The organism is Streptomyces durocortorensis (genome assembly GCF_031760065.1).
Lineage (GTDB): Bacteria > Actinomycetota > Actinomycetes > Streptomycetales > Streptomycetaceae > Streptomyces.
The window spans coordinates 6,464,097-6,481,539 of record NZ_CP134500.1 but is presented as its reverse complement, the minus strand read 5'-3'; the positions used below and the strand labels follow the sequence as shown (position 1 = coordinate 6,481,539).

Sequence of the window (17,443 nt, the reverse complement as noted above, 5' to 3'; positions counted from 1 at the left end):
CGTGTCAGCCCGTCGGGACCACGGGCAGCTCCAGGACACCCGTGTCCTCGGGGGCATGGACCACGGTGACGGGCTTGATGCCCCGGTTGCCGAAGTACGCGGTGTCGCTGGCGGCGATCACGAACTCCAGGCGGTGCCCCTTCCCGTACCGGTGGACGATGCCGGGCAGCTCGACCGTGAAGGGCCGGGTGACATCGGGGACCCGCACCGGGGAGACGAGCCGGTTCACGAGCTTGCGGCTGCCGTCGGGCGCGACGTCGTAGACCTTGGCGAACAGGACGAGCTTGTCCGAGGCGTCGCCGCTGTTCTGGACCCGTTCCGCCCTCGGGGAGACGACCTTCAGGGTGGCCTTCGGCGCGCCGACGACGTCGAGCGGCTCGGTGAGCGGTTCGCTGCGCCAGCCGAGGTAGGTGCCCTTGGTGTCGTACGGCTTGGGGTCGGGCAGCCCGATCAGCGGGGCGATCGAGCTCTCCGAGTGGCTGGTCGGCACCGGCCAGTTGACGTACTTGCGGCTGCCGCGCGCCACCTTGGAGCGGTTGTCGACGAGCTTGCCGTCGCCGGAGAGGTACATCGTCCGCGAGAGGTCCGGGACGTCGTCGGCGGTACCGTAACCTCTCTGCCAGGAACGGTAGTAGGAGAACGCGGGTCCGGTGTCGGTGTCCGCCTTCCCGCGGAGGTGGCGGTCGAACCAGGCCAGAACCCGCTGCCCCACGTGACTGGTCTCCAGATTGCCCTGCCCCAGGTCGAGCTCGCCGGGCACCTGGCCGCCGCTGTGCCCCCACGACTGCCAGATCATCTTGGTCTCGGTGCCCTGCGCCTTGAGCGTCCGGTACGTGGCGGTGGCCTCGTTGAGGTTGAACAGGCTGTCGGCCTGGCCCTGGACGATCAGGGTGGGGGCCTTGACCCGGTCGAGGTAGGAGACGGGCGAGACACTGCGCGCGTAGGCGAGCATCGCCTCGGCCTTGTCGGCGGGGTAGCGGCCGGAGTTGAGGAGACGGATCGTCTCGCAGGCGCGGGTGGTGAAGTGCAGGCAGTCCAGCCGGTTGATCCGGGACGGGTCCAGGCTCGGGTTCAGGAGCGGCTGGCCCTCGCCGATGAGGTAGAAGCCGTTGGCCCACTGCCACTTGAAGACGCCGGGCACATCGGAGGTGACGCCGGTGTGCGCCCCGGTGCCGTTGGGCGCGAGTGCGTAGGCGAGGTCGTTCCAGGTGATCAGCGGGACGAGCGCGTCGAGACGGGGGTCGACGGCGGCGGTGGCGAGCTGGATCGCGCCGCCATAGGAGCCGCCGATCATGCCGACGCGCGGGTCGCCGTCGGCGTCCTGGGTGACGAAGTCGGCCTTGGTGCCGTCGTCGGCCGCGCGGACGCCCCCGAGGAAGTCGAGGAGTTCGCTCGCCGCCCGCCCGTCGACGGCGGGGTCGTCCAGCGTGATCAGGCAGCCGGACTTGCCGAAGCCGAGGCCCGAGTAGACCAGGCCGACGTAGCCGCGCTCGGCGAAGGCCTTGCCGATGGCGTCGGTCGAGCCGTCGGACTTGCTGCCGCCGAAGCCGTTGGTGGCGAGGACGGCGGGAGCGGGCCGGTCCGCGTCGACCCCGGCGGGGCGGTAGAGATCGGCGTCCACCGTGCAGGAGCGGTCGCCCGCCTCGACGGTGAACGTCAGGGGGGTGACGGTGTACGCCGGGTCCGCCGCGGCGCGGGCCGGGCCGACGAGGGCCAGGGGGGCGACGAGAGCCGCCCCGGCGACGGCGACGAGCGGGGAGCGCAATCGGGAAACAGCACCTGACACGAGGACCTCCACACCGAGGTAACCTTACCGACCGGTAAGTATTGGGCCGCGCTCATGCTGTGACACACGTCATAGCAGTGTCAACGCTTCTGTCAGTGGTTCTTGACGGATGTTCACGTTCTGCGCGCGGAAACACACCAACTCCGCGCCCGCACGGACTGCGGTGCGGGCGCGGATACGACGGGTGGCCGAGGAGGCTCAGAGCAGGGCGGGGACCTCGACGGTCAGCGTGCAACGGCCGCCTTCCGACGGCGCGTTCAGCACCGCGGGCACGCCCAGGGGGATCGTGGGCGCGGCATCCCCGTGCCCGAACCCCAGCTCCTCGGCCACGGGTATGCCGAGCGGCCCGAACCGGTCGGCGAGCACGGCGCGGACTTTCTCGTACGGCCCGCACTCCTGCCAGGACCCGCAGACGATCCCGGCGACCCCCTCCAGGGCGCCGGACCGCAGCAGCCGGGTGAGGATTCCGTCGAGCCGGTAGGGCTCCTCCCCGGTGTCCTCGATCACCAGCAGCCCGCCCCGGGCCCCGGTGCGGCCGCCCGGGGTGCCGGTGCCGGCGGCGAGCAGGCTGACGCACCCGCCGAACGTGACGCCCCGCGCCCGCCCCGGGACCAGGGCGGCCGCCGTGTCCAGGCCGAGGGTGCGCACGGTCTCGGGCTCGAAGAGGGTGGCGCGCAGATGCTCCCGGGCCGCCGGGTCCTTCAGGAACGCGTCGGTGGCGACCATGGGCCCGTGCAGCGTGGCGAACCCGGCCCGCAGAGCGAACGCCTCGTGCAGCGCGGTGATGTCGCTGTAGCCGACGAAGGCCTTGGGCCCGGCGGCCCGGATCGCTGCCCAGTCGACCAGGTCGACCATGCGGTGCGCGCCGTACCCGCCCCGGGCGCACAGCACCGCGTCCACGGACGGGTCGCACCACGCGGCCTGAAGGTCCTTCGCCCGGTCCGCGTCCGCCCCGGCGAGGTAGTCCAACTCCGGGTGTACGGACAGGACATGGAGGCCGACAACCAGGTCGAGGCCCCAGTCGCGCAGGATCGCGAGCCCCTCCTCCAGCCGGTCGGCGGGGACAGGACCGCTGGGCGCCACGACGGCGACCCGGGAACCGGGGCGCAACCGGGGCGGCCGAGCGAGGGGAGCCGCCGGGCCGCGCTTCTCGCGCGTCACGTCGTCAGCTCCAGCCGGGGCACGTCGGGGTGCTCGATGCCGAACGTCTGTGCGTAGAGGGAGAGTTCGGCCTCCAGCGCGCGGACCAGCGTCTCCGCGCGCCGGAAGCCGTGGCTCTCGCCCTCGAAGGCGAGGTAGGCGTGGGCGATGCCCCGGCCCGCGACGGCGGCGAGGAACCGCTCGCACTGGGCGGGCGGGCAGATCACGTCGTCCAGGCCCTGGAGCAGCAGGAACTGGGAGGTCAGCCGGTCGGTGCGGTTGATCGGGGAGCGTTCGCGGTAGCGCTCGGGCACCTCGGCGTACGGGCCGACGAGGGACTCCAGATAGCGCGACTCGAAGTCATGGGTCTCGTCGGTGGCCCACCCTTCGAGGTCCAGGATGGGGTAGATGATCGTCCCGCAGGCGTACAGGTCCGTGCCGGTCAGGGACGCGGCGGCGGTCCAGCCGCCCGCGCTGCCGCCCCGGATCGCGAGCCGGTCCGGATCGGCGGCCCCCTCCTCGACCAGGGCCGAGGCGACGGCCGCGCAGTCCGCCACGTCGACGACGCCCCACTCGCCGCGCAGCCGCTCCCGGTAGCGGCGGCCGTAGCCGGTGGAGCCGCCGTAGTTGACCTCGGCGACGCCGATGCCGCGCGAGGTGAAGTAGGCGATCTCCAGGTCGAGAACGAGCGGCGCGTGGCCGGTGGGGCCGCCGTGCGCCCACATGACGTACGGGGGTTTCCCGCCCTCGGGTCCGGTGCGGTCGGGGCTGTGCGGCGGGTAGAGGTGGGCGTGGATCTCGCGGCCGTCGGGGCCGGTGAAGGTGCGGTCCTCGGGCACGGGGTAGTAGGCCGGATCGACCGGGTCGCGGTGGGGTGCGCCGATGGTCCGGGTGTGCCCGGTGGCGGTGTCCAGCTCGATGACCTCGTAGCCGGTGCGGGGGCCGGCGGCGACGCCGACGACCAGGCTGCCGTGGACGGTGAGCGTGTCGGCCCAGGCGGTCCACGGGCCGGGCACGTCGGCGAGTTCGCCGGTCTCCGGGTCGAGGATGCCCAGGCGGGTGGTGCCCTTGCCGTGCAGGACGGCGATCAGCCCGTTGTCCAGCGGGTGGAACCAGCGCAGCCCGATCTTCCACAGCGGCCCGCCGAACTCCTCGCCCCGGGGAGGCAGAAGGCGACTGCTGGGCACCACGCCACCCGCCACGGCGTCGGGGCGGATGCGCTGGAGCTCCCACCAGCCGGCGAGGTCGGAGACGAACAGGAGGCTGCCGTCGCGGTCCCACTCGATCTGGCAGACCGATTCCTGGACATCTCCCACCAGGGGCCGTACGCCGGCGAGTTCACCGGCCTCCGTGATCTCCGCCAGCATCACCACCGTGCCGTCCCAGGGCATCCGCGGGTGGTCCCAGGCGATCCAGGCGGCCCGCCGCCCGTCGTGGGAGATCCGGGGGCCGGTGACGAACCGGTGCCGGCCGTCGGAGAGTTCACGGATCGCCGAGCGGTCGTCGGCCGCCGAGCCGTCCAGCGGTACGGCGGCGAGGACCCGGCGCACATCGGTCGGGGCGGGTCCGGTGAACTCCTCCAGCACGCACCACACCTCCCCCTCTGACCCTTGCTCCAGGCGCAGTTGGGGGTCGACCCAGCGCCGCCCCCCGCCGAGCTCCGAGACCGGGGTGAGCGGCCACGGCTCACCGGTCCCGTCGGGGGCGTAGGCGTACAGCCGCTGGTCGGTGAAGTGGACGAACACCACGAGGAGTTCGCCGTCCTCGCGCACCGCGCCCGCCCAGGGCTGTCCGCCGTACTCGATGACCCGGCTGCGGGCGTTCCACGGGACGGGCAGCACCGGGGCGGTGCTGCCGTCGGCGCGGCGGCGCATCAGGGCGCGGCGACCGCCCTCGGCGGGGCGCGGCTCGGTCCACCACACCTCGTCGCCGACGGTGCCGAGATGGTCGGGCCTGCCGTCGTGCGAGGCGGCGAGGGCCGCGTCGATCGGCGACGGCCAGGTTCCGTACGGGGCTGCGGGCGCGGGCACGGTGTTCACGTCGGTCGGTCCCCCCAGGTGCGGGTCAGGCGGTGCGCAGGTAGTGGTCGAGCACGCGGACGCCGAAGTGGAGGGCGTCGACGGGTACGCGTTCGTCGACGCCGTGGAAGAGGCGCTGGTAGTCGAAGCCGACGGGGAGCTTCAGCGGGGTGAAGCCGTAGCCGGTGATGCCCAGGCGGGCGAACTGCTTGGCGTCGGTTCCGCCGGACATGCAGTACGGCACGGTGTGCGCGCCCGGGTCGAACCGCTCGACGGCAGCGCGCAGCTTGGCGTACGTCGGCGAGTCGATCGGGGCCTGGAGGGCCCCCTCGCGGTGGTGGAACTCCCAGGAGACGCGGGGGCCGGTGAGCCGGTCCAGGGTCGCCCGGAACTCGTCGTCGCCGCCGGGGACCGTGCGCCCGTCGATGAAGGCGGTGGCATGGCCGGGAATGACGTTGACCTTGTAACCGGCGTCCAGCATCGTCGGGTTGCTGCTGTTGCGGACGGTGTTCTCGACGAGGGACGCGGCGGGGCCGAGCTTGCCGAGGAGCTCGGCGACGTCGAAGCCGGGGTCGTCGGGGTCGGCGGTGATGCCGTGCAGGGCGGCGATCTCGGTGATCGCGGCGCGCACGGTCGGGGTGAGGCGGATGGGCCACTCGTGTTCGCCGATCCGGGCGACGGCGGCGGCGAGCGCGCTCACCGCGTTCTCCCCGTTGACCTTGGAGCCGTGCCCGGCCCGGCCCTCGGCGGTGAGCTTCAGCCAGCCGGTGCCGCGTTCGCCCGCGGCGATCGGGTACAGCGAGAGGCCGCCCCCGGCGTGGAAGGTGAACGCCCCGGACTCGCTGATGCCCTCCGTGCAGCCCTCGAAGAGCTGTGCGTGCCGGTCGGCGAGGAAGCCGGAGCCGTCGGCTGCGCTGTCCTCCTCGTCGGCGGTGTACGCGATGACGATGTCGCGCCGGGGCCGGAACCCCTCGCGGGCCCAGCCGCGTACGACGGCGAGGACCATCGCGTCCATGTTCTTCATGTCGACGGCACCCCGCCCCCACACGACTCCGTCGCTCACCTCGCCGGAGAAGGGGTGCACGCTCCAGTCGGCGGGCTCGGCGGGCACCACGTCGAGATGGCCGTGGACGAGCAGCGCGTCGGCCGTCGGGTCGGTGCCGGGGATGCGGGCGACGACGTTGGTCCGGCCGGGGGTCCGCTCCAGCAGGGTCGGCCGGAGTCCGGCGTCCGCGAGCCGCTCGGCGACGTACTCGGCGGCCGGACGCTCCCGGCAGTCGCCGCCGCCCCGGTTGGTGGTGTCGATCCGGATGAGCTCGGAGGTGAACGTCACCACCTCGTCGAGCGCCTGCCGGTCCACGGGACCGAGCCGGCCGGGGGCGTCAGCCATATTGTTCCTCCACAGCGGCCGACACGATCGTCGTCACCGCCTTGAACGTGCGAATGCCTTCGTACATCGTCGCGCCGGTGTACGCGACGCGCCTCTCGCCGGTCGCCGCCACACCGGGCACCACGGTCGCCGCGGCCGCCAGATGTTCGGCGTCGAACTCCAGCTCCACGGTGAACGTCCCTCCGGTGACGGGCTCCCGCCGCCCCGCGAGCGCGGTGGCGTCCTTCGCCGCCGCCCGGATGTCGGCGGCGGTACGGGCCGGGGTGCGGCACACCGCCGCGTAGCGGGAGACGTGGTCCTTGACGGCGACCTTGCGGGCGTCGGGGGCGTATCCCTCGGCGTCCACGCAGGTCAGGTCGTCGCCGGTGACAAGGATGACGGGGACACCGTACTCGGCGGCGACATGCGCGTTGAGCAGGCCCTCGCTCGCGCGGACCCCGTTGAGCCAGACGCCGGTGATGGAGTTGGCGAGGTAGGTGTGGGCGAGGACGCCCTCCGTGCCGGCGCCTGTGTGATAGCCGACGAAGGCCACCGCGTCCACGTCGCCGTGCTGGATGCCCTCCACCATGGAGAGCGACTTGTGTTTGCCGGTGAGCATCTGGACCCGTTCGTCCATGTGCTCCAGCAGCAGGTTCCGCATCGACCAGTGGGCCTCGTTGACCAGGACCTGGTCGGCGCCGCCGTCGTAGAAGCCGAGGGCCGCCGCGTTCACGTCGGAGGTGAACATCGACCGGCAGCGCTCCCACTGAGGAGTCCCCGGCAGCACGTCGGCCGGCCAGGTCACTCCGGTGGCGCCCTCCATGTCGGCGCTGATGAGGATCTTCATGCCGCCACACCGTACGCGCCGCGAGCGGCGTGGGCCAGGGAGATCGGGCTCGCCAGAGGTCCAGTCCGGCGAAGGTCCCTCCGGCGGTCCCTTTCCTGTCCGAGGCGTCGAACGCTTTCACCGGGGACCTGGAGCACGGTGGCCACCGGCGGGTACCCGGCGGCGATCACGGTGTATTCGCCCGACGACAGGTCGACGAACCGGAACGAGCCGTCGGGCCCGGTCGTGAGGGTGTCCACCACATGGCCCGCCGCGTCGAGCAGGGTGACCCGGGTGTCCTCGACGCGGCGTCCGCCGGTGGCCCGCACGACACCGCACAGCACGGCCCCGCCCGCCGGCTCGACGTCCTGCCGGGTCTCGCGGGCCTCCTGCACGCTGACCGGGGTGCCGTCGGCGGTGAGGACGGACCCGGCGAGGCGTCCCGCGCACCACGTAACGCTCCCCTCGTCGCGTCTGCGACACCCGTTTCTCGCATCGTGCGGCGAGGCGGGGCAAACGCGACGAGGGGCGTACAGGGCGCGTACGGAGGGCTCGTGCGCCGGTGGGAGCCGCTACGGCGCACAACCGGCCGCCCCGGAAAACCACCCGTTCCGGTGAGGCCTGACTGTTCGAGCCCTGGTGCGGAGAGGGCGACCGCCCGGGAACTACTTCTCGACCTCGGTGGCGAGGTTCTGGAGCAGCTCGTCGTAGATCCTGCCGAGGCCCTTGGGGGCGAAGGTCCGCTCGAAGAAGCCGCCGATGCCGCCCGCGCCGTCCCAGACGGTGGTGACCACGGCCTTGGACCTGCCCTCACCGGCCGGGGTGACCGTCCAGGTGGTGACCATGGAGGAGTTGCGGTCCTTCTCGACGAGCTGCCCGTCGGTCGGCTCGCTGACCTCCAGCAGGCAGTCCCGGACGCGCTTGCTGGTGGCCTGGAGCTTCCAGTGGACCAGGGTGCCCTCGCCGTCGCCGCCCTCGCGGACCTCGTACTCGCTGAAGTGCCCGGTCAGCACCTTGCCGCGGACGTCCTTGTAGTCGGCCAGCGCGTCGAACACCGCCTCCGCGTCCGCCGCGATGATCCGCTCCGTCGTGGCCTCGACCTGCGCCATGGCTGTTCCTCCAGCAGTCGGTGGTTCGGTGGGTGAGCTGAGCCAACCACCTCGGGCACAGCCGCTCAAAATCGGGGCCGACGGGCCGGTCCGCACGATCAAGGGAACAAGTGTTCTATTCTGTGGCCAGTGCTACCGAGGAGGCGTCCATGCGCTGGGACAATCTGGCCGAAAACCGCTCGACGGCCGGGAACAGCGCGCTCTTCGCCGCGGACGCGGTGACCACGCGCACGTTCGACACCCCGGAGTTCCGGGGCATCACCTTCCACGAGATCCGGGCCCGTTCGATCCTGAACCGGGTGCCCGGGGCTTCGCGGATGCCGTTCGAATGGACGGTCAACCCCTACCGGGGCTGCACTCACGCCTGCGTGTACTGCTTCGCCCGCAAGACCCACAGCTACCTGGACCTGGACACGGGCATCGGCTTCGACTCCCAGATCGTCGTCAAGGTCAACGCGGCCGAGCTGCTCCAGCGGGAGCTGGCCTCCCGGCACTGGCGGGGCGAGCACATCGCGATGGGCACCAATGTCGACTGCTACCAGCGGGCCGAGGGCCGGTACCGGTTGATGCCCGGCATCATCGCCGCCCTGCGCGACCGGGCGAACCCCTTCTCGATCCTGACGAAGGGCACGCTGATCCTGCGGGACCTGGAGCTGCTGCGGCAGGCGGCCGAGGTCACCGAGATCGGTGTCTCGGTCTCCGTGGGCTTCACCGACCGGGAGCTGTGGCGGACTGTCGAGCCGGGCACTCCCTCCCCCGAACGCCGCCTGGACGTGGTGCGGGCCCTCACCGACGCGGGGATCGGTTGCTCGGTCCTGATGGCCCCGGTCATCCCCTTCCTCGGCGACCGCCCGGAGCAGCTGCGCACCACCGTCGCCGCCATCGCCACCGCCGGGGCGACCTCGGTGACCCCGCTCGTCCTGCATCTGCGCCCCGGCGCGCGCGAGTGGTACCTGCACTGGCTCGGTCAGCACCATCCGCAGCTGGTGCCGCGCTACGAACGGATGTACGCGGACGGCTCGTACGCCCCCACGTGGTACCAGCGCCGGATCACCCGTCAGGTGCACGAGCTGGCGGACGAGTTCGGCATCGGACCGGCGCAGCGCGGCGAGGCCCGCCGTATCGCTCCCGACCCGGCCCCGGCCGCCACCCCGGAGTCCGGCCCCACCCAGCTGACTCTGCTTTAGCCCGGCCGCACCCAGCCGGCCCTCCTGTAGCCCGGGGCCTGCCGAGAAAGGCTTTCGCAGGGCCGATGGCGTGACCGTACGGGTCGACTCAGCCCGGAACGGCCCCTTCCGGCGGCCGATTCGGGGACCATGCGGCGGGGACCCGGTGATCCGGCGCCGCGTTCCCGTCACTCCCGGGAGGCCCCATGACGAAACGTGCAGGAATTCTTGTCGCCGTCGGCGCGACCGTCGCCGGTCTGCTGACCGCGGCGCCGGCCCCGGCCGCCGCCACCGGGGCGAGCACCCCGCCCGCCCCGCCGCTCAAGTGGACCGACTGCCCGACCGAGAACTACCCGAAGCTCCAGTGCGCGAAGGTCCGCGCCCCGCTGGACCACACCCGTCCGTCGGGCCGCCAGATCACGCTCGCGCTGTCCCGCGTCCGGCACACCGGGAAGGCCTACCAGGGCCCCCTGCTGGTCAACCCGGGCGGTCCGGGCGGCAGCGGTCTGGCGATGGCCGGGTTCGTGGCGTCCTCGCTGCCGAAGAAGGTCGCCGCCCAGTACGACGTGATCGGGTTCGACCCGCGCGGGGTCGGGAAGAGCACTCCGGCCCTGAACTGCCTGCCCGGGCACTTCGATCCGGTGCGCCCGGACTCGGTGCCGGACTCCTACCGCTCGGAGCGGATCAACCGCGACCGGGCCGAGGCCTTCGCCCGCGCCTGCGGCGAGAAGCACGGCGACGTGCTGCCGTACATGGACACGGTCAGCGCGGCCAAGGACCTCGAAGTGATCCGGCGGGCGCTGGGCTCCCCGCAGATCAACTACTTCGGATACTCCTACGGCACCTACCTCGGCGCGGTCTACGCCAAGCTGCACCCGGAGCGCGTGCGGCGCCTGGTCCTGGACTCCGTCGTCGACCCCGACGCGGTCTGGTACGGGGGCAACCTCGGCCAGAACTACGCGTTCGACGACCGCCACAAGGCCTTCGCCGCGTGGGTGGCGAAGCACCACGCCGCGTACCGTCTGGGCACCGACCCGGCCCGGGTCGAGGCCGCCTGGTACCGGATGCGGGCGGACCTGGCGCGCAAGCCCGCGGGCGGCAAGGTCGGCGCGAGCGAGCTGGAGGACACCTTCCTGCCGGGCGGGTACTACAACGGCTACTGGCCCTATCTCGCCGAGGCCTTCGCCGCGTACGTGAAGAAGCGGGACACCGAGGCACTGGTCCAGGTGTACGAGAACTTCGGCGCGGTCGACGCGAGCGGCGACAACAGCTACTCGGTCTACACGGCCGTCCAGTGCCGCGACGCGGGCTGGCCCCGGCACTGGAGCACCTGGCGCAACGACAGCCGCCGCATCCACGACAAGGCACCGTTCATGACGTGGAACAACACCTGGTACAACGCGCCGTGCGCCGACTGGCCGGTGGCGCCGCTGCATCCGCGTCCGGTCCACAACCGCGAGCTGCGCCCGGCGCTCATCCTCCAGGCCACCGACGACGCGGCGACCCCGTACGGCGGCGCGGTCAGCATGCACCGCAAACTCAAGGGCTCCAGCCTCGTCGTGGAGGAGGGCGGCGGCAACCACGGCATCACGCTGAGCGGCAACGACTGCCTGGACCGGCATCTGACGGCCTATCTGGCCGACGGGACCGTTCCGCGCGGCCGGGGCGAGGCGGACGCGGTCTGCCCGGCGCTGCCGGACCCGAAGCCGCTGCCCGCCGAGAAGGCGACGGCCCAGTCGGTGGACAACAGCAAGGGCAGCCGACTGCACGGCCTGCTCGGCTTCCGCCGCTGAGCACCGACCGCTGACCCGGCGGCCCGCGGGAAGCGGGCCGCGTCCGCCCGCTCACTCCCCCGGCAACCGGCTGAGCGCCTCCGCCGCGGCCCGGCCCAGCCGGGGGTGCGGGAGCGCCGCCGTGAGGACCGGGCGGGCCCGGTCGTCGCCGAGGTGTCCGAGGCCCTCGACGCAGGCCAGGGCGACGCGCCAGTGGGGCTCGCCGGGGGCCAGCAGCCCCTGGAGGGTGAGCACCAGGGCGGGGACCGACTCGGGGGCGCGCAGGGCGGTGAGCAGGCGGACCGGGTGCAGGGCGTAGGCGGTGCGCAGGGTGTTCGTGGCGAGGGCGGCGGCCGCTCTCGGGGTGCGGGGGTCGGCCAGGCGGGCCAGGGCGTGGGCGGCGGAGACACAGCGCTCGGGGTCGCGGTGGTTGAGCAGCAGCACCAGCGCCTCGAAGGCCCGCCGGTCGCCCGCACAGCCGAGCCGGAACGCGGCCATCTCCCTGGCCCACAGGGGGCGGTGCGGTTCGACGAGGACGCGGGCGAGCTCCTCGGCGTCCTCGGTGGCGGCGAGCCGCCCGTACAGCGGCGACCCGTCGGCCTCGGCTTCCAGCCGGTCCATGAGCGAACGGAACTCCTCATCCATGACGCTCAGCGTATCGGCGGACACGCTGCGTGCGGGACGGCATCGGCGGACCGGTGTGAGCCGGCGCACAAGCATCCAGGGGTGGCGCGCTCGTTACTCGCCGGTTAATCTCATCTGAGCGGGACACACTCCCCGCCGGCTCCGGTGGCCTGGTGACGCAGCCACCCGGAGTGCTTGTCGGTTCGGCAGTTTCTGTATGACGTGGCTCCGGGACAGAGTCCGTCACCCCTCACGGCCTGACGCGCGCTCGCAGCACGTCGGCCCCGTGCTCCACGACACGCAGCTTCCGTACGCCTCGCGCCGCTCCCTCATCGCCGCGCGCGCCGTGCTCCCACAGTCGTCACTCACCCTGGAGTCCCGTGATGGACACCCCTCTCTCCACCATCGCCGTCGTCGGCCTCGGCACCATGGGCACCGGCATCGCCGAGGTCCTGGCCCTGGCGGGCCGCGAGGTCATCGGCATCGACATCAGCGAGGCGGCCGCCCGGCAGGCCATCGCCTCCCTCGAAGCGTCCACCGCACGGGCCGTGGGGCGCGGGCGGATCACCGAGCAGGAGCGGTCCGCCGCGCTCGCCCGGTTCCGTACGTCCGACGATCTGCGGGCCGCCGCCGATGCCGAACTGGTCATCGAGGTGACGCCGGAGACGTACGAGATCAAGCAGCAGGTGTTCCGGGAGCTGGACGCGATCGTCTCGCCCACCGCGATCCTGGCCACCGGCACCAACGCGCTGTCGGTGACCCGGCTCGCCGCCGAGTCCCGGCATCCCGAGCGCGTCCTCGGGCTGCACTTCTTCAACCCGGCGCCCGCGATGAAGCTGGTCGAGGTGGTCTCCTCGGTGCTGACCGCGCCGCCCGCCGTCGAGGCCGTCACCAGGCTGGCCCGGGAGCTGGGCAAGGAGCCCGTCGCGGTCGGCGACCGGCCCGGGTTCGTCGCGGACGGGCTGCTGTTCGGCTACCTCAACCAGGCCGCCGCGATGTACGAGGCGAACTACGCCTCCCGTGAGGACATCGACGCGGCGATGAAGCTGGGCTGCGGGCTGCCGATGGGCCCGCTCGCCCTGCTGGACCTGATCGGCATCGACACCGCCCGCACCGTCCTGGAGGCCATGTACGCCGCCTCCCACGACCGGCTGCACGCCCCGGCCCCCGTCCTCGGCCAGCTCAGCGAGGCGGGCCTGACCGGACGCAAGGCGGGGCGCGGCTTCTACACGTACGACGCCCCGGGCGGACAGACCGCGGTGCCCGACGCCCTGACCCCTTCGGCGGAATCGGCCGCCGGAGCCGGGCGCGCAGTGGCCTCCGTCGGCGTCGCGGGCTCCGGAACGATGGCCTCCGGGATCGCGGAGGTGTTCGCCAAGGCCGGGTACGCCGTGGTCCTGGCGGCCCGCGGCCAGGAGAAGGCGGACCTCGCCAAGGGCCGGATCGCCAAGTCGCTGGAGCGATCGGTGTCCAAGGGGCGGCTGACCGCCGAGGCCCGGGACGAGACGCTGGGCCGGATCACGGCGGCCGGTTCGCTGGACGCGTTCGCCGAGGTCGACCTCGCGGTGGAGGCGGTCGCGGAGGACCTGGAGATCAAGCAGCAGCTGTTCGCCACGCTGGACAAGGTCTGCCGGCCCGGCGCGGTGCTCGCCACCACCACCTCCTCGCTGCCGGTCATCGCCATCGCCCGGGCGACCGCGCGGCCCGCGGACGTCATCGGGATGCACTTCTTCAACCCGGCGCCCGCGATGAAGCTGGTCGAGGTGGTCCGCACGGTCCTGACCGCCGACGATGTGCACGCCACGGTCCGTGCGGTGTGCACGAAGATCCGCAAGCACCCGGTCGACTGCGGGGACCGGGCCGGGTTCATCGTGAACGCGCTGCTGTTCCCGTACCTCAACAACGCGATCAAGATGGTCGAGGAGCACTACGCCTCGCTGGACGACATCGACGCGGCGATGAAGCTGGGCGGCGGGTACCCGATGGGCCCGTTCGAACTGCTCGACGTGGTCGGCCTGGATGTCTCGCTGGCCATCGAGAAGGTGCTGCACAAGGAGTTCCGCGACCCGGGCCTGGCCCCAGCGCCGCTGCTGGAGCACCTGGTCGCCGCGGGCTGCCTCGGCCGCAAGACGGGGCGCGGCTTCCGCGAATATGCCCGTCGCTGACCCGGGAGCCGGGTGGGGCGGGCTGCTGGGACCCTCCGGCGGCCCGCCCCCGAAGGCGCGCTCTCCTGCACCGATGCGTTACGTTCATGCCATGTCCCAGCCCGCCAGGCCACCCCGTGCCACCGCAGCGTCCGACGCCCCGGAGACCACCACCGCGGGAACCCGCGCCGCCGCCCAACGGCTGAAGATGCGCCGCGAGCTGGCCGCCGCCGCGATGGAGCTCTTCGCCACGAAGGGCTACGAGGCGACGACCGTCGACGAGATCGCGGGCGCCGCGGGCGTCGCCCGACGGACCTTCTTCCGGCACTTCCGCTCCAAGGAAGAGGCGATCTTCCCGGACCACGACGACACCCTCGTCAGGGCCGAGGCCGTCCTCCATGCCGCCCCCGCGCACGAGCATCCGCTCGACACCGTCTGCCGCGGCATCAAGGAAGTCATGAAGATGTACGCGGCCAAGCCCGCCGTCTCCGTGGCCCGTTACAAACTGACCCGCGAGGTGCCGACCCTCCGGGAGGCCGAGATCGCTTCGGTTGCCCGCTACGAGCGGCTGTTCACCCGCTATCTCCTGGGCCACTTCGACGAGCGCGACCACCATGTGGGCAACGACGACCCGTTGCTGGCGGAGGTCGCCGCCTCCGCCGTGGTCACCGCACACAACCACGTACTGCGCCGCTGGCTGCGGGCGGGCGGCCAGGGCGATGTGGAGGCCCAGCTCGACCGGGCCTTCGCCATCGTGCGCGACACCTTCGGCACGGGCATCGGCGCGGGCCGGACCGCAGGGGCCGATCCCGAGCGCGCCCCGGCCGCGACGATCGCCGAGCAGGGCGAGGTGCTGGTCGCGGTGGCCCGCACCGACGCCCCGCTGGACGAGGTCATGCGCACGATCCAGCAGGCGCTCCAGGACCGCTGAGGGCGCGCGGGCGGAGCCGTAAACCGTTCGCGAGGGCCACGGCCCCGTGATGGGGTTCCGGCCATGCGAACCGACGAAGTACGTGCCCTGTACGACCGCACGATGCGCGAGCACGCCCGACCCGACGGCCCCGGCGTCCGGGTCGAGCGCGATGGGCCCCTGGTGCGCCAGGTGGGCGGCCGGAGCGACTGGAACGGGGTCGTCTGGTCGTCCCCGGACCTGGACGGCGAAGGGGCCGACGCGGCGATCGCGGCCCAGATCCGGCACTGCGCGGCGCTCGGCCTCCCGGAATTCGAGTGGAAGCTGTACGCGCACGACCGGCCGGCCGATCTGGGTGACCGGCTGCGGGCGGCCGGGTTCGTGCCGGAGCCGCCGGAAACCCTGCTGGCGGCCCCGGCCGGGCCGCTCACCGGGGCGGCCCCCCTGCCCGAGGGCGTCACGCTGCGCCGTGTGAGCGACGCGGCGGGGGCGGAGCTGATGGCGCTGGCCCATGAGCGGGCGTTCGGCACGGACGGCACCCGCCTCCTGCACCAGGTCGTGAAGCGGCTGGAATCGGCCCCCGACGACTTCGTGGCGCTCGTCGTCACGGCCGGCGGGGAGCCGGTCAGCTCGGCCCGTATGGAGCTGTACCCGGGGACGGGCTTCGCGGGGCTCTGGGGCGGCGGGACGGTCGCCGCCTGGCGGGGCAGGGGCATCTACCGGGCGCTGGTCGCCCACCGGGCACGGATCGCCGCCGAGCGCGGCTACCGGTATCTCCAGGTCGACGCGAGCGACATGTCGGCCCCGATCCTGGTCCGGCTCGGCTTCAGGGAGCTCGGGGCGACGACGCCGTATGTGTACCGACCCGGCCCGTAACCGCCCGCCAGCAGGACAGAACGTCTCACAACGCCCATCGTGTTGCTCATGCGTGCCTACGAGATGACAAGTGAGAGAAATTGTTGGCACTGGGTGCCTTGTCAGGTGTCACGCAGTGCCATACGTTGAAGGTGTCCGGGCGGCCGGCGTGCTGAGAACTCACACGTACGCCGGCTGTCCCCGCAACCACCGTGCTGCGCGCCCGGACGCCTGCGTCACAGGCACCCTTCTGCTCCACCGAGCAAAGCCGAGCTCCACCCCGCCGAACCGACGGCAACACCTCCACACCACACCGCACCCCTGCCAGCAGGGCCCCTCAAGCGTTCCCTCGACGCCGCATCACCGGAGGCAACACCGTGAAGGAAATCCTGGACGCGATCCAATCCCAGGACAGCACCGCCGCGGACTTCGCGGCCCTGTCCCTCCCCGAGTCCTACCGCGCGATCACCGTGCACAAGGACGAGGCGGAGATGTTCTCGGGGCTCGAATCCCGCGACAAGGACCCCCGCAAGTCGCTCCACCTCGACGAGGTCCCGGTCCCCGAACTCGGCCCCGGCGAGGCCCTCGTCGCCGTGATGGCCAGTTCGGTGAACTACAACTCCGTCTGGACCTCGATCTTCGAGCCGGTGTCGACGTTCAGCTTCCTGGAGCGGTACGGAAGGCTCAGCGAGCTCACCAAGCGCCACGACCTGCCGTACCACGTCATCGGCTCCGACCTGGCGGGCGTCGTCCTGCGCACCGGCCCCGGCGTGAACGCCTGGAACCCGGGCGACGAGGTCGTCGCGCACTGCCTCTCCGTCGAACTGGAGTCCTCCGACGGGCACAACGACACGATGCTCGACCCCGAGCAGCGCATCTGGGGTTTCGAGACGAACTTCGGCGGGCTGGCGGAGATCGCGCTCGTCAAGTCCAACCAGCTGATGCCCAAGCCCCAGCACCTCAGCTGGGAGGAGGCAGCGGCCCCGGGCCTGGTCAACTCCACCGCCTACCGCCAGCTCGTCTCGCGCAACGGCGCGGGGATGAAGCAGGGCGACAACGTGCTGATCTGGGGCGCGAGCGGCGGACTCGGCTCCTACGCCACCCAGTTCGCGCTGGCGGGCGGCGCCAACCCGATCTGTGTCGTCTCCAGCCCGGAGAAGGCCGACATCTGCCGGGCGATGGGCGCCGAGGCGGTCATCGACCGCAACGCCGAGGGCTACAAGTTCTGGAAGGACGAGCGCACCCAGGACCCGAAGGAGTGGAAGCGCTTCGGCAAGCGCATCCGCGAGTACACCGGCGGCGAGGACATCGACATCGTCTTCGAGCACCCGGGCCGCGAGACCTTCGGCGCCTCGGTCTACGTCACCCGCAAGGGCGGCACGATCACGACCTGCGCCTCCACCTCGGGCTACATGCACGAGTACGACAACCGCTACCTGTGGATGTCCCTCAAGCGGATCATCGGCTCCCACTTCGCCAACTACCGTGAGGCCTGGGAGGCCAACCGCCTCATCGCCAAGGGCAAGATCCACCCGACGCTTTCCAAGGTGTACTCCCTGGCGGACACCGGCCAGGCCGCCCACGACGTCCACCGCAACGTCCACCAGGGCAAGGTCGGCGTCCTGGCACTGGCCCCGCGCGAGGGCCTGGGCGTGCGCAACCAGGAAATGCGCGAGCAGCACATCGACGCCATCAACCGCTTCCGCAACGTCTGAGGTTCTCCG

At 72.2% G+C, this 17,443-nt stretch carries 13 protein-coding genes and 1 pseudogene; 6 read left to right on the top strand and 8 right to left on the bottom strand.

Annotated features, from left to right (window positions below; all coding sequences use genetic code 11):
- Positions 1-4 precede the first annotated feature (4 nt).
- From RI138_RS28635 to RI138_RS28605, 7 genes and pseudogenes are all read right to left on the bottom strand, one after another.
- A complete protein-coding gene (locus RI138_RS28635; protein WP_311123048.1) occupies positions 5-1,765 on the bottom strand; it encodes a CocE/NonD family hydrolase in 1,761 nt (586 codons plus the stop codon).
- A 219-nt stretch (positions 1,766-1,984) separates the two neighbouring features.
- The gene (locus RI138_RS28630; protein WP_311122197.1) at positions 1,985-2,947 is read right to left on the bottom strand and encodes a S66 peptidase family protein; all 963 of its coding nucleotides are present in this window, start codon (positions 2,945-2,947) and stop codon (positions 1,985-1,987) included.
- Entirely contained in the window at positions 2,944-4,965 is a 2,022-nt protein-coding gene (locus tag RI138_RS28625; protein WP_311122196.1) for a S9 family peptidase, read from the bottom strand. Before RI138_RS28625 ends, RI138_RS28630 begins: the two co-directional genes overlap by 4 nt.
- A 25-nt stretch (positions 4,966-4,990) precedes the next feature.
- Positions 4,991-6,334, bottom strand: a complete 1,344-nt coding sequence (locus tag RI138_RS28620; protein WP_311122195.1) for a M20/M25/M40 family metallo-hydrolase — start codon at positions 6,332-6,334, stop codon at positions 4,991-4,993.
- On the bottom strand, positions 6,327-7,160 hold the full coding sequence (locus RI138_RS28615; RefSeq protein ID WP_311122194.1) for a M55 family metallopeptidase: 834 nt from the start codon (positions 7,158-7,160) through the stop codon (positions 6,327-6,329). Before RI138_RS28615 ends, RI138_RS28620 begins: the two co-directional genes overlap by 8 nt.
- Positions 7,161-7,279: 119 nt before the next feature.
- Positions 7,280-7,543, bottom strand: a pseudogene (locus tag RI138_RS28610) (carboxypeptidase regulatory-like domain-containing protein); the annotation flags it as partial.
- A gap of 261 nt (positions 7,544-7,804) precedes the next feature.
- Positions 7,805-8,248 carry an SRPBCC family protein gene (locus RI138_RS28605; protein ID WP_103507621.1) on the bottom strand — a complete coding sequence of 148 codons (444 nt, stop codon included), beginning with the start codon at positions 8,246-8,248 and terminating at the stop codon, positions 7,805-7,807.
- 149 nt (positions 8,249-8,397) lie between these two features.
- Here RI138_RS28605 and RI138_RS28600 point away from each other — a divergent pair, with 149 nt between their 5' ends.
- Together RI138_RS28600 and RI138_RS28595 are read left to right on the top strand one after the other, a co-directional pair.
- On the top strand, positions 8,398-9,435 hold the full coding sequence (locus tag RI138_RS28600) for an Rv2578c family radical SAM protein (protein WP_311122193.1): 1,038 nt from the start codon (positions 8,398-8,400) through the stop codon (positions 9,433-9,435).
- Between the two features lie 185 nt (positions 9,436-9,620).
- Entirely contained in the window at positions 9,621-11,207 is a 1,587-nt protein-coding gene (locus RI138_RS28595; protein ID WP_311122192.1) for an alpha/beta hydrolase, read from the top strand.
- Between the two features lie 51 nt (positions 11,208-11,258).
- On the opposite strand, the gene RI138_RS28590 is transcribed toward RI138_RS28595, so the two are convergent.
- Positions 11,259-11,831, bottom strand: a complete 573-nt coding sequence (locus RI138_RS28590) for an adenylosuccinate lyase (RefSeq protein ID WP_311122191.1) — start codon at positions 11,829-11,831, stop codon at positions 11,259-11,261.
- 362 nt (positions 11,832-12,193) lie between these two features.
- On the opposite strand from RI138_RS28590, the gene RI138_RS28585 reads away from it, so the two are divergent.
- The 4 genes from RI138_RS28585 to ccrA all read left to right on the top strand — a co-directional run bounded on the left by RI138_RS28585 (position 12,194) and on the right by ccrA (position 17,434).
- Complete coding sequence (locus RI138_RS28585; protein WP_311123047.1) at positions 12,194-13,975, top strand: 3-hydroxyacyl-CoA dehydrogenase family protein; 1,782 nt, start codon at positions 12,194-12,196, stop codon at positions 13,973-13,975.
- 91 nt (positions 13,976-14,066) lie between these two features.
- Positions 14,067-14,885 (top strand): TetR family transcriptional regulator, encoded by an 819-nt coding sequence (locus RI138_RS28580; RefSeq protein WP_096628316.1) that lies wholly within the window; start codon positions 14,067-14,069, stop codon positions 14,883-14,885.
- A 63-nt stretch (positions 14,886-14,948) separates the two neighbouring features.
- Positions 14,949-15,740 (top strand): GNAT family N-acetyltransferase, encoded by a 792-nt coding sequence (locus tag RI138_RS28575; RefSeq protein ID WP_311122190.1) that lies wholly within the window; start codon positions 14,949-14,951, stop codon positions 15,738-15,740.
- A gap of 356 nt (positions 15,741-16,096) precedes the next feature.
- The gene (gene ccrA, locus RI138_RS28570) at positions 16,097-17,434 is read left to right on the top strand and encodes a crotonyl-CoA carboxylase/reductase (RefSeq protein WP_096628319.1); all 1,338 of its coding nucleotides are present in this window, start codon (positions 16,097-16,099) and stop codon (positions 17,432-17,434) included.
- Positions 17,435-17,443: the final 9 nt, after the last annotated feature.

Bases quoted from the DNA above. Each gene is read 5' to 3' on its own strand.
- RI138_RS28620 (WP_311122195.1), bottom strand. From the start codon at position 6,334: ATGGCTGACGCCCCCGGCCGGCTCGGTCCCGTGGACCGGCAGGCGCTC.
- RI138_RS28615 (WP_311122194.1), bottom strand. From the start codon at position 7,160: ATGAAGATCCTCATCAGCGCCGACATGGAGGGCGCCACCGGAGTGACC.
- RI138_RS28605 (WP_103507621.1), bottom strand. From the start codon at position 8,248: ATGGCGCAGGTCGAGGCCACGACGGAGCGGATCATCGCGGCGGACGCG.
- RI138_RS28600 (WP_311122193.1), top strand. From the start codon at position 8,398: ATGCGCTGGGACAATCTGGCCGAAAACCGCTCGACGGCCGGGAACAGC.
- RI138_RS28595 (WP_311122192.1), top strand. From the start codon at position 9,621: ATGACGAAACGTGCAGGAATTCTTGTCGCCGTCGGCGCGACCGTCGCC.
- RI138_RS28590 (WP_311122191.1), bottom strand. From the start codon at position 11,831: ATGGATGAGGAGTTCCGTTCGCTCATGGACCGGCTGGAAGCCGAGGCC.
- RI138_RS28585 (WP_311123047.1), top strand. From the start codon at position 12,194: ATGGACACCCCTCTCTCCACCATCGCCGTCGTCGGCCTCGGCACCATG.
- RI138_RS28580 (WP_096628316.1), top strand. From the start codon at position 14,067: ATGTCCCAGCCCGCCAGGCCACCCCGTGCCACCGCAGCGTCCGACGCC.
- RI138_RS28575 (WP_311122190.1), top strand. From the start codon at position 14,949: ATGCGAACCGACGAAGTACGTGCCCTGTACGACCGCACGATGCGCGAG.